This window comes from Streptomyces sp. NPDC088387, assembly GCF_044753385.1.
GTDB lineage: Bacteria > Actinomycetota > Actinomycetes > Streptomycetales > Streptomycetaceae > Streptomyces.
On record NZ_JBIVNC010000001.1, the window covers coordinates 766,823 to 781,819 of the forward strand.

The following is a 14,997-nucleotide window of genomic DNA, read 5'->3' on the forward strand; positions in this document are numbered from 1 at the left end:
AAAAACAGGTCCGTTCAACTCCCCCCGATTGGAGTCGTACATGGAACTGAACAGACGTACCGTCATCGCCGGGGCCACTGCTGCGGGGATTGCCGCCGGCGCTGGGGGCACCGCGCATGCCGCCGGTGGCAGCAGGCCCGTGAAAGAACTGTTCGGCAGTCTCACCGATGGGACAAAGGTTCACCGCTGGTCCCTTGCCAACGGTGGGACCCGGCTCAAGGTGCTTTCCTACGGGGGGATTGTCCAGGCGCTCGAAATCTCGGACCGGCGGGGGCGGTACGCCAACGTGTCGCTCGGGTTCGACAACCTCGCGGACTACGTTTCCTCCAGTCCGTATTTCGGGGCGCTCGTCGGGCGTTATGGGAACCGGCTCGACAAGGGGCGGTTCACACTCGACGGGAGGACGTACCAACTGTCCGTCAATGACGGGGAGAACACGCTGCACGGCGGGGCCCAGGGGTTCGACAAGCGGGTGTGGGACGTCGAGCCGTTTGTGAAGGGCACCGATGTCGGGCTGTATCTGCGGTACACGAGCGCCGACGGCGAGATGGGGTTCCCGGGGACGCTGCGGACGAAGGTGACGTACACCCTCACCCGGCACGGGGACTGGCGGATCGACTACGAGGCGACCACCGACCGGGCGACGGTCGTGAACCTCACCAGTCACGTGTACTGGAACCTCGCGGGCGAGTCGAGCGGCACCGTCTACGACCATCAACTGGCCATCGAGGCCTCGCGGTTCACACCGGTCGACGCGGGGCTGATACCGACCGGGGAGCTGGCCCGGGTCGCCGGGACCCCGTTCGACTTCCGGCGCGCCAAGAGTGTCGGTGAGGACATCCGCGTACCGCATCAGCAGGTGCTGTACGGGCAGGGCCTGGACCACAACTGGGTGCTGGACAAGGGGATCACGTCCCGGCCCGAGCACATCGCGACCCTGCGGGACCCGTCGTCGGGGCGGACGCTGCGGATCGCGACCAACGAGCCGGGTCTTCAGTTCTACTCCGGCAACTTCCTCGACGGCACACTCACCGGCAGCGGTGGTTCGGTGTACCGGCAGGGCGACGGGCTGTGCCTGGAGACCCAGCACTTCCCGGACTCGCCGAACCAGCCGGCGTTCCCGTCGACCGTGCTGCGGCCGGGGCGGACGTACCGCACGTCGACGGTCCACTCGTTCGACGTGTGAGGCACACCGGGCCCCCTCGCCGGTTCCGTCGGCGAGGGGGCCCGGCGCGTCACTACGTGACCACGTGGAACTTCTCCCACGGGCCGATCGCGTCCCGGTTCGCGATCAGTGGCTGTGCGCCGCCGCCCTCGGCGCAGACGTATCTGCCGTTCGCCTGCGCCCGGAGACTGATCGTGCCGTCCGGGTTCTGCACCACCTGGAAGGTCTCCCAGGGGCCGACCGCGTCCCGGTTGGCGATCAGCGGCGCGGCGCCCGCGTTCTCCGCGCTGACGAACTTGCCGTTGATCCCCGACTTCAGGGCGATGTTCCCGCTGCCGAGGTCGACCCGTTCGAACCGCTCCCAGGTGCCTACGGCCGTGGCGTTGGCGATCAGCGGTTGCGCGCCGGCGCCCGCGGCGCTGACGTACTGGTTGTTGGCCTGGGCGCGCAGGGCGATGGTGCCGGACGGGAGTGACGCCCTGGGTGTGCCGAGGGTGGAGGCGGTGCCGCTGAGGGACTTCTGGCCCTGGTTGGCGGTGCCGGTCAGCCGGGTCGAGGCGTAGGAGCTGAGCGGTTTGGCGGTGCGCTCGACCACGTAGACGGTGTTCGCGGCGGTGGCGAAGGTGAGTTCGGCTCCCGTGCCGCTGGTGACGATCGCGCCGTCCGAGACGCGGCGGACCTGTGTCTGCTGTCCGCTCCAGGGGTTGACGACCCTGGCCTGCTTGCCGTGCAGGCTCTTGAGGCCGACGTACTTGGTTTCGCCGGCCTCCCGTTCCGAGCTGACCTGGAAGCCGTCCTTGGCCATCAGCGTGAACTTGCCGGCGAAGGACGAGTCGGTCGGCGCGGCCGGGAAGACCCGGATCTTGTCGTTGTAGCTCTGGAGCAGCGACTCGTTGAGCGCGGTCAGGTGGACGCCGAGGTACTCGAAGACGCCGTTGGTGTTGTTGGTCATGCCGTTGGGGTAGTTCTGGTACTTCTGGAGCATGGTCTTCATGCCCTGGTAGGCCTCGTTGCCCAGGCCGAGGCGGGCGGCCTGGACGGCGTCGTTGGCCCAGACGTTGCCGTAGGGGAAGGGCCGCTGGTTCCAGGTGTTGACGGCGGTCTGGTGGTCGGGGAAGCCGATGCCGGTCAGGTCGTAGGGCCAGATCAGCTCGGCGGAGACGTTCTCGTTGTTGCGGGTCTGCGAGATGGGCGGCTGGTGCGGCTGGTAGGCGCCGTTCTGCACGACGTAGGGCGTGACGTTGTTCAGGACGGTCTGCCAGGTGCCGCGCAGTCCGGCGTCGAGGCCGAGTTGCTCACTGACCTGGATGGTGAGCGGGAAGATGGAGCGGACCGCGGCGAGGTCGGTGATGGCGTCCCGGACGTTCCAGTACGTCTCGTGCGCGTTGGAGTTGGCCATGTGGTATCTGCCGGTGGCGGGGTCGCGGGTCAGCGTCGCCGAGTAGAACTTCGCGGTCTCGCGCATAAACGGATAGGCCACGTTGCGCAGGTAGTCGAGGTCGTTGGTGTACCGGTAGCGCATGTACATGCTGTAGGCGGCCTCGTAGGCCGTGGACAGCGTGTTCTTGGTGTAGTCGCTGTTGATCGTGCCGCGCGCGTTGCCGTCCCAGCCCATGGTCTCCGGGACCCAGAGGCCGTCCACGCCGTATCTGGTCTGGGTGTACGACTTCAGGCTCGCGTAGTTGCGGTGGTACAGGTTGTTGTGACGGTCGATCAGCTCACTGTGGTTGGAGGCCAGGAACGAGAGATAGACGTCTCTCTGGTTCCAGTACCAGTAGCCGTTGCTCCATTTCGATCTGTCCTCGGTGGCGCGGAAGACACCGTTGATGAAGTGCGACGGATAGTTGCCGAAGCCGCCCGCCGCGATCATGTAGGTGGACAGGTAGTAGACGTTCTCCAGGTAGTCGGCGTCCCCGGACAGGCCGGAGTACTGCACGAACGACCGGGCCCAGAAGGTGTGCCACCAGTTTTTGTAGTTCGTCAGGGTCGTCGGGTAGCCGGTGGACTTGACCGTGCTCAGCTGGCTGCGGGCCTGGGCGACCGAGTCCCGGTTCGGCGCGTTGATCCGGCTCGCGGCGGTGAACCAGATGGTGTAGCTGGAGGTGGGGGTGATCGTCACGCGGACCGTGCGCGAGTCGACGACCTGGGTGGTGTAGCTCGCGCCCTCGACGGTGGCGGCCAGGGTGTAGCCGAAGCCGTGCGGGTCGGCCTGGCCGCGGCTCAGTCCGGCCACGCCCGCGTCGGCGAAGGTGGAGATCGTCTTCCAGGTGTTCAGGTCGGGCACGTCCGCGATGTTGGTGACGGTCGCCGGGTCCCACATGCTCATCGTGAAGGAGACGTTGGAGACCCCGCCGCGGGTGTCGTCGACGTGGATGCCCATGACCTCCGAGTTGGGCGCGCCCATCACGGTGACCGTGCGGTTGTTGTCGTACCTGGTGACGAGTGTGCCGTCGTGCAGCGAGAGCCGCTGCTGGTAGTCGGTGTAGCCGGAGTCCATCGCGGGGGTGGTCTGGAGGTTCACCAGCCCGGCGGCGTACGCCGACTGCTCGGAGAGGTCGACGCCGGACGTCTGCATGGTCAGGCCGTTCTGGTGCCAGGCCATCGCGCCGGTACGGCCGTTGCCCACGGTCAGTCCGTGCAGGGGGTTGGTGTTGGGCCGGTTGTAGACGATGTCATGCTTGGCCATGTAGGCGGCGCGGTCGACGTTGAGCGCACCGGCGGACTGGTCGAACGCGGCGTCGGTCGGCGCGGCGGAAGCGGGGGAGGCGGCCCCACCACCGGCCAGCAGCCCCGCAAGGAGCGCCAGCAGCGGTAAGGACCGCAGAACTCTCTGCACCATGATCACCCTCTTCGGGGACGGGGTGTGAGCAGCCGGTGGCCCGGCGGACCGTCGGCCGCCTTGTCATGCGCAGTTAACATTGGACGTTTTGACCCGTCAAGGTCTTAAGTCAACTCGATTGACAAAAAGAATAAGGCTTCAACTGGGCGTGGATCAGTGCGAGTTGATGAGACGGTAGAATGATCTCGCGCCCAGAGATCCGATGTATCGGACAGCTTTGCTGTTGAGCGCACAGTCCCCCGCGACCAGACCGGTGACGGGGCGTGAACGTCACACTTCTCTCACATGAGTTGAACGGCCTCCCGCCGAACCTCGTATGTAGGGGTGGCCCGCGCTCCCCCGCGCGGGCCACCCAGATCAGACGGGCCCGGACGTCCCCACCGGGCCCGCCTCATACGGAGGTTCCATGGCCGAGAACGTCACCTCGCTGTTCCGCAGCACGGCGGCGCACAGCCCGTCGATGGCGGCACTGACACGCGAGGGCGGCGAGGGAGCCGGCCCGATCGACTTCTGTATTCCGTGCAACCCGTACTTCCCCACGCCGGCCATGTTCGACGACATGGCGGCGCGGTTGCGCGACATCATCACGTACTACCCGAGCGGCGCCGACACCATCACCGCAGAGCTGTGCAGCCTGCTCCAGCTTCCGCCGCAGTGTGTGGCGATGGGCAACGGTTCCACCGAACTGATCACCTGGATCGACCACCTGCTGGTCCGGGAGTCCCTCGCCATCCCCGTCCCCACGTTCGGCCGCTGGACCGACCAGCCGATGGAGACCGGCAAGCGGGTCGACATGTTCCCGCTCCAGGAGTCCAGCGGATTCGCCCTGGACCTCGCGCAGTACGCGGAGTTCATACGGGCGCGGGGCACGCGCGTCGCCGTGCTCTGCAACCCCAACAACCCCGACGGCGGGTTCCTGCACAAGCACGCCATCGTGCAGTTCATGGACGCGATGGCGGACCGGGACCTGGTCGTGATCGACGAGTCGTTCCTGGAGTTCGCGGACGCGGAGGCCGAGCCGAGCGTGGTCCACGAGGCGATGATCCGCCCCAACGTCATCGTGCTGCGCAGCCTCGGCAAGAACTTCGGCCTGCACGGCATCCGGTTCGGCTACATGGTCGCCAACCCGGCGCTCGCGGGCAAGGTCCGCTCGATGCTGCCGAAGTGGAACCTCAACGCGTTCGCCGAGTACGTGGTGTTCATGCTGAAGGAGCACGGCCCGGAGTACGCGCAGAGCCTCCAGCAGGTCCGCCGGGACCGCCTCGACATGGCCGGCCAGCTCGCCCAGCTCCCCGGCCTCACCGTCTACCCCTCGCAGGGCAACTTCCTCTTCGTCCGCCTGCCCGTGGGCGCGGAGGGCACCGTGGTCCGTGACCGGCTGCTCACCGAGCACCGGATCCTGGTCCGCGAGTGCGGCAACAAGATCGGTTCGTCCAGCCGCTTCCTGCGGCTCGTGGTGCGCCCCCAGGTGGACGTGCGTCGCCTGGTGTCCGGCCTGGAACAGGTGCTCTACGGGACCAGGAGGGGAGCCGCTGTGCCCGAGCTGGGCAACGGGACCAGCTACAGCTCGGGTACGGCGGCGGTGGACCGGCTGGTCAGCGCGACGAACGGGGCGGGGGTGGCGGGGCTCGCGGCGCAGGCGATGGGGTACGTGGCTCAGCCGATGGCTCCGCAGCAGCCTCAGCCGATGGCTGCGCCTCAGCCGATGGTGGCGGCGGCGCAGCCGATGGTGGCGCCGCCGATGCCGCAGCCGATGCAGCAGCCCGTGCCGCAACAGTTCCCCCAGCAGATCCCCCAACAAATCCCTCAGCAGGTGCCAGTGCCGGTGCCGGCGGCTGCTCAGGCGGCCCCGCAACCGATGGCTGCCCCCGCCCCCCAACCGGCGCCGATGCCGACCGGCCCGACCCCGCCCGGCGTCCCGGCCCGCGGCGGCCTCACCGCGGCCCAGGTCCGCGGCACCAACGGCCTGACCCCGGCCCCGGCAACAGGCTGGCCAAACGCAGCGGGCTGGCCGAACGCGGGGTAGCTACGGGTCCGGCGTACGGGGGTACGGGGGTGCGCGTGAGGGCGTTCGGTAGCCCGGCGCGCGGGGGTGCGGGTGGGGACGTTTGCGCAGCCCGGCGCGACGGGCTGCCGCCGCGCCCACCCGTGCCGCCCCAGCGGCACGACTGCCCGCGGCTACGGCGAGTGGAAGGCCGCAGCGGCGGCGAGTGGGCGGCCCCGCGACGGCGCCACGTTTACAACAGGCGCAAGCTGCAAGGCTCTTAGGGGCGCGAGGAACTGCGCGACCAGCCCCCACAAACCCGCACCCACACAACAGCCATCACCCCCCAGGGGCGCGGGGAACTGCGCGACCAGCCCCCACGGACTCGCACCCGTACAACAGGCCGGAGGCCCCAGGGGCGCGGGGAACTGCGCAAACGCCCCCCACCGCCCCGCACCCAGCCGACGGCGACAGGTTTCCGACAGTTCGTTCCATTATTGTGCGGTAGCCATGGCAGACACCCCGGGTACGTCCCCCCTAGGACGCCGCACCGTACTGATCGCCACCGGCACCGCCGCCGGCCTGGCCATGGCCGGATGCGTGTCGGACTCCGACGACCTCGCGGCACCGACCCCGTCGACCGCCACCCCGCAGGGGACCCGCACCCCGCAGGGGACCAACACGGCCGCCCCAACAGCCTGCACACTCACCCGCGAAGCGACCGAGGGCCCCTACCACCTCGACGGCACACTCGTCCGCCCAGACCTCACCGAGAACAAACCCGGCATCCCCCTCGACCTCACCCTCACCGTCGTCGACGCGGACACCTGCACCCCCCTGCCCAAAGCCATGGTCGAGCTCTGGCACGCGGACGCCCTCGGCGAGTACTCCGGGTTCGTCGGCGCGAACGGCCACGAGGAGCCCGACAATGGCCGGTTCCTGCGAGGCGCCCTGCGTACGGACTCCGCCGGTGTCGCCGAGTTCAGGACGATCTACCCCGGCTGGTACGGCGACCGCTGCGTGCACATCCACGTCAAGGTGTACACGGACGTCGAGCCGACCGACGACGGCTCCTTCGAGGGCGGTCAGGAACTCCACACCGGCCAGCTCTTCTTCGACGAGAAGACCACCGCGGAGGTCGCCGCCCTCACGGAGTACCGCGCGAACACCGTCCGCCGCACCCCGCTGGCCGAGGACTCCTTCTACGACAACGGCGGCGCCGCCTCCGGCCTGCTCACCCTCACCGCCCTGGGCGCCAACCCCGGTGAGGGGTACGCCGGTTCGCTCACCCTGGGCGTCGAGCAGGACTGATGTCCGCCGCGGAGAGAGCCTCGATCGTGCCCGGGTAGGGGCCCGTTCTCGCCCACTCCAGCGGTGACTTCCCCATGCCGTGGTCCTCCCGGAGGGCCGGGTCGGCTCCGGACGCCAGGAGTTCCCGTACGGCCGCCTCGTGGCCCCAGCACGCCGCCGCGCACAACGGCGTGCCCTCCGCGCCGTGGCCGCTCTCCCGGTTCGGGTCGGCCCCCGCCGCCAGCAGCAGACGTACGACGTCGGCGGCGCCGTGAACGGACGCGGCGTACAGCGGAGTCGTGCCGTCGGGGTCGGCCGTGTCCGCGTCCGCACCCGCGCCCAGGAGTGCGGTCACCCTGCCGCCGTCGCCCATCATCGCCGCGCCCACCAGCGCCCTCGACAGCTTCTTCTGCTTACGTCTGTTCACGGTCGCCGAGCCTATGGGGTGGCCCGTGGCACCGGAGCGGCGGCCTTCGTCAGCCGCAGCCAGCCCGGTACGTCGATCTCCGCCCGTACCGTCTTGCCCGGCGGCTCCCGGTCCACCACCTCCCAGCGGTCCGCGACCGCGTCCACCATCGCCAGCCCCCGGCCCGACTCGGCCAGCGGATCCGGTGGCCGTACCTCCCCCGGCCCCGGCGGGCGCGACCCGCTCCGGGTGTCCGTCACCTCGATCCGCACACTCCCCGCCATCCACCACACGCGAAGCTCGAAGGCGCGGCCCGGCACCCGGCCGTGCGTCACGGCGTTCGCAGCCAACTCGGCCACCACCAAGGCCACTTTCTCCGACACTTCCGAGTCGTGCGGGACGCCCCACATCTCCAGGTGACCCAGCGTGAGATGCCGGGCCAGTCTGGCGCCCCGCGGCGTCGCGCTCAGACGCTGCGTGAACATACGTACGGTGACCAGCTGCTGGGGAGGAAAAGAAGCGGACATGTGCCCAATGTGGCGGTCCCGCAGGGCACTTCACCAGGGCAACAGCGCGTACGCAGACCCTGCGTACGCGCTCACCTTCTGGACAGTACCGGTGACTTCCCGTGACGATTGACCGCGATGGTGTGCAGCGGGGCTGGTGCGCGGGAGGTGGCCGACGGTGAGCGACGGCATGGCGGGTACGGCGGCGGGAGCGGGAACGGGAACCGGCGGTGAGCCGGAGTCCTCGGACAGTATGCGGACATTCGGCGCGGTGCACCAGGCACTGCGAGAACACGCCGGGCTGAGCCGGGAGGAGTTCGGGCGGCGCGTCCAATTCTCCAAACACACGGTCGCCTCGGTCGAGTTGGGCCGCCGGATGCCGGACCCGACGTTCGTCGAGCGGGCGGAGGAGGTCCTCGGCAACACCGGGGCGTTACGGAACGCCGTACGACATCTGGCCCGACAGCCGGGGCTTGCGGCGTGGTTCAGGCAGTGGGCCCGGCTGGAGGCCGTCGCGATCACGTTGTACACGTACGAATGCCGGTTGATCCCGGGGCTGTTGCAGACGGAGGCGTATGCGCTGGCGCTGTTCCGGAACCAACTCCCGCCGCTGGACGACGAGCAGGTGGAGGCGCAGTGGGCGGCCCGCCGGGAGCGTCAGCGGCTGCTGCGGGAGCGTCCGAACACGGCCTTCGGGTTCATCCTGGAAGAGCACCTTTTCCGGCGCCGAACGGGTGGCCTGAATGTCACGCGCGAACTCATCGACCACGTGCTGGAGATCGGCGAGATGCGGAATGTCGAGATCCAAGTCATGGTGACCGAACAGGAGACGCACGCGGGACTTGATGGCCCAATGCGGCTGCTGGAAACGCCGGAGAACCAGCGGTTCTGCTACTGCGAGGGGCAGGAAAGCGGCCAGCTCATCGGTGACCCAAAGGTGGTCACCATGTTGCAGATGCGGTATGCCAGGATGCGCTCACAGGCCCTCACTCTCAAAGACTCCAAGAGCCTGTTGCAGCGGATGCGAGGAGAATTATGAGCACCAGCGAACTGGCCTGGTTCAAGAGCAGTTACAGCGGCGGCTCCGGTGACGACTGCGTCGAAGTCGCTCTCTCCTGGCACAAGTCCAGCTACAGCAGTGGCGGCGATGGCGACTGCGTAGAGGTGGCCACCTGCCCCGAACTCATCCACATCCGTGACTCCAAGAACCAAGAGGGCGCCCGTCTCACCCTCTCCCCCGCCCCCTGGGCGGACTTCCTCACGCACATCTCGCGTTGACGGTGTGCGGCCGGGCGCGGGCACCCGCACCCGCACCCGGCCGCACGGGACGTCACTTCTCCGGGCACTCCTTCCACGCCAGGTGGTACACGGTGCTGATGTCACCGTCGGTCGAGTCCATCGTCATGAAGCTGGTCTTCGTGCGGTCCGTGCCCGCGGTCACCCGCAGCTCGGTGTTGATGTTGAAGTTGCGCTGGACTCCGCAGGGCGCCCAGACCAGTTGCGCCCAGTCGGTCTCGTCGGTGGCCTGCCAGTTGTCGTCGTAGGGGCCGTTGAAGGGGTGGGTGCGTTGTTGGGTGTCGGGTGAGCCCTGGAAGTAGTACGAGGCCCGCTGGGTGCCCTTGGCGCCGGACTCCAAGGCGGCGAACCCGCGGTAGTCGGCGCTGGCGATGGCGTACGTGAAGCCGCCGGGGACGTGGACGACCAGGTTGAGCTGGCAGTTCTTGCGGAAGTCCGTGGGGTTGGAGGATCCGCCGGCCTGGGCGAGGTACGCGCTGTAGGTGACGGTGAAGGCGGTGTTGTCCGGGGAGACGGCGACGGCCGTGGTGCCCTGGGGGCAGCCGGAGCCGTTGACCGTGGCGACCTTGATGATGATCTTGTCCGGGGGCGGGTCTTCGAACCCGCCGGACGGGTTGTGCGCGGGTACGGCGGAGGCGAGCAGCGCGCCGATCGCGCCGCTGAGAAGCAGCCCAGCAGCCATGGTTCTCCTGTCTGTGCTTCGGAGTTCGGGGGGTGGCACCATGCGGTGTTGGTTTAGTCATGAACATGTCAAAGCTCATGCCGATGACGAACCCGCACCACTCCCGACTTGTGGGTCAGTTGTGAACACCCTGTGAAGGTCGGGGGCGGTCGCATCGTAGGGTGACCGGTGCGTCGCGGCCAGGTCGGTATCCGGCCAACTCCCCAAGCGCCGCTGCCGAGTTGGCGTCGTTGGGGGTGTAGACCTCCAGCCGGTGGTCGGGGCTGTCGGGCTGGACCCACACCTGGTAGTCGACTTCGAGGGCGCCGACGGTCGGATGCCGCAGCCGCATCGTGCCGACCGTGCAGTCCGCGACGTCGCCCTGGGCCCAGAGGGTGGCGAAGTCGGCGTCGCGCATGGCGAGTTCGCCGATCAGTTCGGCGAGGCGGGCGTCGCCGGGGTGGCGGCCCGCGGTGAGCCGTAGGTAGGCGGTGTGGATCCGGGCGAGTTCGGCCCAGTTGGCGTGCAGGTCGCGGGTGAGGGGGTCGAGGAAGAACATCCGGGGGATGGAGGGCCGGTGCGCGAGGTCGTGGGGTGCGTCGAAGTCGACGTGGGCCGCGAAGAGGGCGTGTCCGGTGCGGTTCCAGGCCAGTACGTCGCCGCGGCGGCCGAGGAGCAGGGCCGGCATGGTCTCGCCGAGGGACGACAGAAGGGCGAGGACGCGCGGGTGGGGGCGTTCGGGGCGGGGCCGGACGAGTCGGGGGGCGGCGGGGCGGTGGGCGAGGTTGTGCAGGTGGGAGGTCTCGGCGGGGTCGAGCCGCAGTACGCCGGCGAGGGCGTCGAGCACCTGCCGGGACGCCGTGCCCGCCTGGTCCTGCTCCAGCCGGATGTAGTAGCCGACGCTCACTCCGGCGAGCTGGGCCAGCTCCTCGCGGCGCAGACCGGGGACGCGGCGGGTGGTGCCGTAGGTGCGCAGTCCCACGTCGTCCGGGCCGACGCGGTCGCGCCTGTTCTTGAGGTACGCCCCGAGGCTCTCCCGCCCCATACCGTCCGGCCCCATGCCATCGGGCCCAATGTCGCCGGGCCGCATGCCTGTGGCCTCCCTGCCGTGGATCCGCGTGCCGTTGGCCTCCATGGTGTCGACCTCCCTGCCGTCGAGCGTAGGCGACCACGCCGCCCGCCCGGGTACCCCTGCGAGGTGTACCCATGGCACGGGGCTGGTTGTCCGGACGGCGGGGCCGGACCGTCGGGGCATGACTGATCAGCGTGTTTCAGACGCCCCCGGCGCACGGGCCTGGCTCGGCCTGCTGGTGGTGCTCGGCCCGGTGCTGCTGGTGGCGATGGACGGCTCGGTGCTGTTCCTGGCGATGCCGAGGATCACCGAGGCCCTGTCCCCGAGCGCCGACCAGGCGCTGTGGATCCTCGACGTCTACGGATTCGCCGTCGGCTCCCTGCTCGTCGCGTTCGGCACCATCGGCGACCGGTACGGGCGGCTGCGGCTGCTGATGACGGGCGCGGCGGTGTTCGGGATCGGGTCGGCGGGCGCGGCGTTCGCGTCCGGGCCCGAGGCGCTGATCGCCTTCCGTGCGCTGATGGGCGTGGCCGGTGCGACGCTGCTGCCGTCCGCGCTGGCGGTGCTGAGTGAGCTGTTCACCGACGCGCGGACGCGGGCGCGGGCGATCGGGATCTTCGCGGCGACCTTCGCGGCCGGTTTCGCGATCGGACCGGCGGTCGGCGGGCAGTTGCTGAGCGGCTTCTGGTGGGGCTCGGTGTTTCTGATCAACATCCCGGTGGTGGTGCTGTTCCTCGCGCTGGCCCCGCTGCTGCTGCGGGAGGTGCGCAAGGTGCCGGGCGGCGCGCGGACGGGCCGTGTCGACGTACTGAGTCTGGTGCTGTCCGCGGGCGGCATCCTGCTGACCGTGTACGCGGTCAAGCACACGGCGGCGGAGGGTCCGACGGCGGTGGTGTCGGCGGCGGGGGTGGCCGGGATCGCCGTACTGACATGGTTCGTGCGGCGCCAACTCCGCCTGGAGCAGCCGCTGATCGACGTCCGGTTGTTCCGGGACCGGTTGTTCGCGGTGGCGGTCGTGACGGGTCTGCTGCCGTTGGCGGCGTGGTCGGCGACGGCGTATCTGGGGGGTGTCCATCTCCAGTCCGTGCTGGGGCTGACGGTCATGGAGGCGGCGGTCGTGGCGCTCCCGGGCGCCGTGGTCCTGACGGTGACATGTGTGGTGACGCCGGTGCTGGCGGCCCGTACCGGCACCCGGGCGGCGCTTGTGACCTGCCACTTCCTGGTGGCGGCGGGTCTGCTTCTGCTGCTGCCGGTGGGGGTCGGGGGCGGAGTGGGCTGGTACGTCGCGTCGACGGTCGTCGCGGGCGTCGGCTACGGGATCTCGTTCAGCGTCGTCGCCGACACGGCCGTGGCGGCGGTGCCCGCGGAGCGTGCCGGGGCCGCGGCGGCGATCGCCGAGACCAGCAACGAGATCGGCAACGCCCTCGGTATCGCGCTGCTCGGCTCGCTGGCCGCCCTGGTCTTCCGCGTCCAGGGCCCGGACGCGGCCGCCACCCTCGACGAGACGCTCCAACTCCCGGGCCTGGCACCGGCGGTGGCCGCCGACGCGAAGGCGGCCTTTGTGACGGGGCTGCGCGCGGCGGCGGTTGTGGCGGCGGCCCTGCACGTGGCGCTGGGCGTGTTCACCGCGTGGCCGCGCCGACCGGCTCGCCCTCCGGCGGTACGTCCGTCAACTCCCCGTCCCGCTCCCGCAGATGCGCCCGGACCGAGTAGGTGAGCGCGGCGGCCCACAGCACGTAGACGACGACGTACACGAGTGTGCTTGCCGTGCCCGGCAGATCCGTCCAGTCACTGTTGACGAGGGTGCGGACGTTGGTGGCGACGATGATGCCGCCGACCGCCGAGCCGAGGACGCGGGGCGGGAGGAGGCGGACCAGCCAGGCGGCGAGCGGGGCGGCGATCACACCGCCGAGGAGGAAGGCGGCGACCCAGGCGAAGTCGAGCCCCTGCGAGCCCAGGGAGAAGAGAAAGCCGAGGCTGGCGGCGACCGCGACGAGGAACTCGCTGGTGTCGACGGAACCGATCACCTTGCGCGGCTCCATGCGGCCGGAGGCGAGCAGGGCGGGCGTACCGACCGGGCCCCAGCCGCCCCCGCCGGTCGCGTCGAGGAAGCCGGCGACGAGGCCGAGCGGGGTGAGGAAGCGGCGGCGCAGGGGTGCGCCCAGCCGTCGCTTGGGCAGCCCCCGGACGGTGAACCGAACGAGGACATACGCGCCCAGCCCCAGCAGGATGAGCGACATCACCGGCTCGGCGACCTCGGTGGAGAGACGGGACAGCACGGTCGCGCCGAGGAAGGCGCCGATCGCGCCCGGGACGCCGATCCGCGCAACGACCCTCCAGTCGACGTTCCCGAACCGCCAGTGGGAGGCGCCGGACATCAGCGTGGTGCCGATCTCGGCGAGGTGCACGGTGGCGGAGGCGGCGGCCGGGTTGGTGCCGAGAGCGAGCAGCAGTGTGGTGGAGGTGACCCCGTAGGCCATGCCGAGGCTGCCGTCCACGAGCTGGGCACCGAGGCCCGCGAGGGCGAGCAGGATCAGTGTGCGCATGAGGTTCCACGGCTCCTTGTTCGCCGGCGTTTCCCATCGGAACGGTGGGAATGAGCCGGACGCTAGACGCCGTTTCTGTGCACGACGTGAGAATCCCTGGGCCGGGCGCCTTGTCAGGAGATCTTCAGGCGCGGCACAGGGTTCTCGTAGGTGCAGGCGCCACGCTCTTCGCGTTGTCCCGAACGTGAGGAGTTCCACCATGAACGACCACACCCCGCAGGCCCGTCGGCTGCTGACGAGTAAGAGGGCCGGCCTGCTGCTGGCCGCCGGGCTGACGTGCGCGGTGGCCGGTTTCACCGGCATGTCTACGGCGGCTGCGGCCCTCCCGGCCGCCGACACACCGGCCCCGTCGCCGAGCGCGCCCGAGGGCGGCGGCGCGGTCGCGGACCCGTCGGCGGGCGGGGCGACGGGGATCGTCGCGACGACGTCGGCGTCCGGATTCACCTTCACGACCGCGACCGGCGTGACGGTGACGGTGACCGAGACCTCGGCGACGAAGTACGAGAAGGGCACCGCGCACGCCACCGAGAAGGCGGTGAAGAAGGGCGAGAGTGTCCTGGTCCTGGGCACGGTCGACAGCGCCACCATCGAGGCGACGCAGGTCACGGTCCAGCCCAAGGGCGACGGCGGCGCGGCGGCGGCGGAGAAGGCGGGCGTGATCGCCTTCCAGAAGGGCACACCGTCCCCCGACAAGTCGGTGGGCACGATCCCGGACTACACGGAGGGCGAGGGCACGATCATCAACGGCACGGCCGCCGACAAGGCGGTCAAGGCCGCCCAGTCGGTCGTCCCCGGCGGCGTCAACGACCGTGTCGTGGAACTCGCCAACGGCGAGTACGAGGTCCACAACATCAGCGTCAACTGGCCACACCACATCTTCGTCAACAAGAACTTCAAGGTCACCGGCTGGAACTGACCCCGGCCGCACGATCAGGACCACTGCCCGCGGTCCCCGGACGGGGCGAACCGTGTCCGTCGCCTGTGCCGCGAGTGGGTCTCCTGGCACGCGGAACCCTCCACGGGTGCTGGCCCTCCTCGCCGCCCGAGGAGTCGACACCAGCTACGCCCGGCCGGCCTGCTACAGCGGCACCGGTTCACACCAGAACTGCGAGCGGCGGAAAGCCGGGGAGAGGTGGTCCTCGTGGATCCGGAGCGGACGTACAACGGCGTGCAGTCCCGGCGCGTCGGCCCGAGTCCGACACTCAGAGGCGCTGCTCGTCGGTTCCACTCTT

Annotated in this window: 13 protein-coding genes; 7 read left to right on the plus strand and 6 right to left on the minus strand. The window is 69.8% G+C overall.

What is annotated here, in order from left to right:
• Positions 1-40: 40 nt before the first annotated feature.
• Positions 41-1,186, plus strand: a complete 1,146-nt coding sequence (locus ACIQAC_RS03535; RefSeq protein WP_402186544.1) for an aldose epimerase family protein — start codon at positions 41-43, stop codon at positions 1,184-1,186.
• 52 nt (positions 1,187-1,238) lie between these two features.
• Here the strand turns inward: ACIQAC_RS03535 and ACIQAC_RS03540 are convergent, their stop codons facing one another.
• The gene (locus ACIQAC_RS03540) at positions 1,239-4,004 is read right to left on the minus strand and encodes a glycosyl hydrolase family 95 catalytic domain-containing protein (protein WP_402186546.1); all 2,766 of its coding nucleotides are present in this window, start codon (positions 4,002-4,004) and stop codon (positions 1,239-1,241) included.
• A 406-nt stretch (positions 4,005-4,410) separates the two neighbouring features.
• On the opposite strand from ACIQAC_RS03540, the gene ACIQAC_RS03545 reads away from it, so the two are divergent.
• Together ACIQAC_RS03545 and ACIQAC_RS03550 are read left to right on the plus strand one after the other, a co-directional pair.
• Entirely contained in the window at positions 4,411-6,030 is a 1,620-nt protein-coding gene (locus ACIQAC_RS03545; protein WP_402186548.1) for a pyridoxal phosphate-dependent aminotransferase, read from the plus strand.
• Positions 6,031-6,498: 468 nt separating this feature from the next.
• Complete coding sequence (locus tag ACIQAC_RS03550) at positions 6,499-7,299, plus strand: intradiol ring-cleavage dioxygenase (protein ID WP_402186550.1); 801 nt, start codon at positions 6,499-6,501, stop codon at positions 7,297-7,299.
• On the opposite strand, the gene ACIQAC_RS03555 is transcribed toward ACIQAC_RS03550, so the two are convergent.
• Both ACIQAC_RS03555 and ACIQAC_RS03560 read right to left on the minus strand, forming a co-directional pair.
• Entirely contained in the window at positions 7,274-7,705 is a 432-nt protein-coding gene (locus tag ACIQAC_RS03555; protein ID WP_402186552.1) for an ankyrin repeat domain-containing protein, read from the minus strand. The genes ACIQAC_RS03550 and ACIQAC_RS03555 overlap by 26 nt on opposite strands.
• A gap of 11 nt (positions 7,706-7,716) precedes the next feature.
• A complete protein-coding gene (locus tag ACIQAC_RS03560) occupies positions 7,717-8,211 on the minus strand; it encodes an ATP-binding protein (RefSeq protein WP_402186554.1) in 495 nt (164 codons plus the stop codon).
• Between the two features lie 169 nt (positions 8,212-8,380).
• On the opposite strand from ACIQAC_RS03560, the gene ACIQAC_RS03565 reads away from it, so the two are divergent.
• Both ACIQAC_RS03565 and ACIQAC_RS03570 read left to right on the plus strand, forming a co-directional pair.
• A complete protein-coding gene (locus ACIQAC_RS03565; RefSeq protein ID WP_402186958.1) occupies positions 8,381-9,229 on the plus strand; it encodes a helix-turn-helix domain-containing protein in 849 nt (282 codons plus the stop codon).
• Positions 9,226-9,468 (plus strand): DUF397 domain-containing protein, encoded by a 243-nt coding sequence (locus ACIQAC_RS03570; RefSeq protein WP_402186556.1) that lies wholly within the window; start codon positions 9,226-9,228, stop codon positions 9,466-9,468. The genes ACIQAC_RS03565 and ACIQAC_RS03570 overlap by 4 nt, the downstream gene beginning before the upstream one ends.
• Positions 9,469-9,520: 52 nt before the next feature.
• Here the strand turns inward: ACIQAC_RS03570 and ACIQAC_RS03575 are convergent, their stop codons facing one another.
• Together ACIQAC_RS03575 and ACIQAC_RS03580 are read right to left on the minus strand one after the other, a co-directional pair.
• The gene (locus ACIQAC_RS03575; protein WP_402186558.1) at positions 9,521-10,168 is read right to left on the minus strand and encodes a DUF4360 domain-containing protein; all 648 of its coding nucleotides are present in this window, start codon (positions 10,166-10,168) and stop codon (positions 9,521-9,523) included.
• Between the two features lie 115 nt (positions 10,169-10,283).
• Positions 10,284-11,192, minus strand: coding sequence for a helix-turn-helix domain-containing protein (locus ACIQAC_RS03580; protein WP_402186960.1), 909 nt, complete (start codon positions 11,190-11,192; stop codon positions 10,284-10,286).
• Positions 11,193-11,400: 208 nt separating this feature from the next.
• Here ACIQAC_RS03580 and ACIQAC_RS03585 point away from each other — a divergent pair, with 208 nt between their 5' ends.
• A complete protein-coding gene (locus tag ACIQAC_RS03585) occupies positions 11,401-12,936 on the plus strand; it encodes an MFS transporter (RefSeq protein ID WP_402186560.1) in 1,536 nt (511 codons plus the stop codon).
• On the opposite strand, the gene ACIQAC_RS03590 is transcribed toward ACIQAC_RS03585, so the two are convergent.
• Complete coding sequence (locus ACIQAC_RS03590; RefSeq protein ID WP_402186562.1) at positions 12,842-13,765, minus strand: sulfite exporter TauE/SafE family protein; 924 nt, start codon at positions 13,763-13,765, stop codon at positions 12,842-12,844. The two genes, ACIQAC_RS03585 and ACIQAC_RS03590, sit on opposite strands and share 95 nt — an antisense overlap.
• 199 nt (positions 13,766-13,964) lie before the next feature.
• On the opposite strand from ACIQAC_RS03590, the gene ACIQAC_RS03595 reads away from it, so the two are divergent.
• Positions 13,965-14,681, plus strand: coding sequence for a hypothetical protein (locus tag ACIQAC_RS03595; protein ID WP_402186564.1), 717 nt, complete (start codon positions 13,965-13,967; stop codon positions 14,679-14,681).
• The last annotated feature ends 316 nt before the right edge of the window (positions 14,682-14,997 follow it).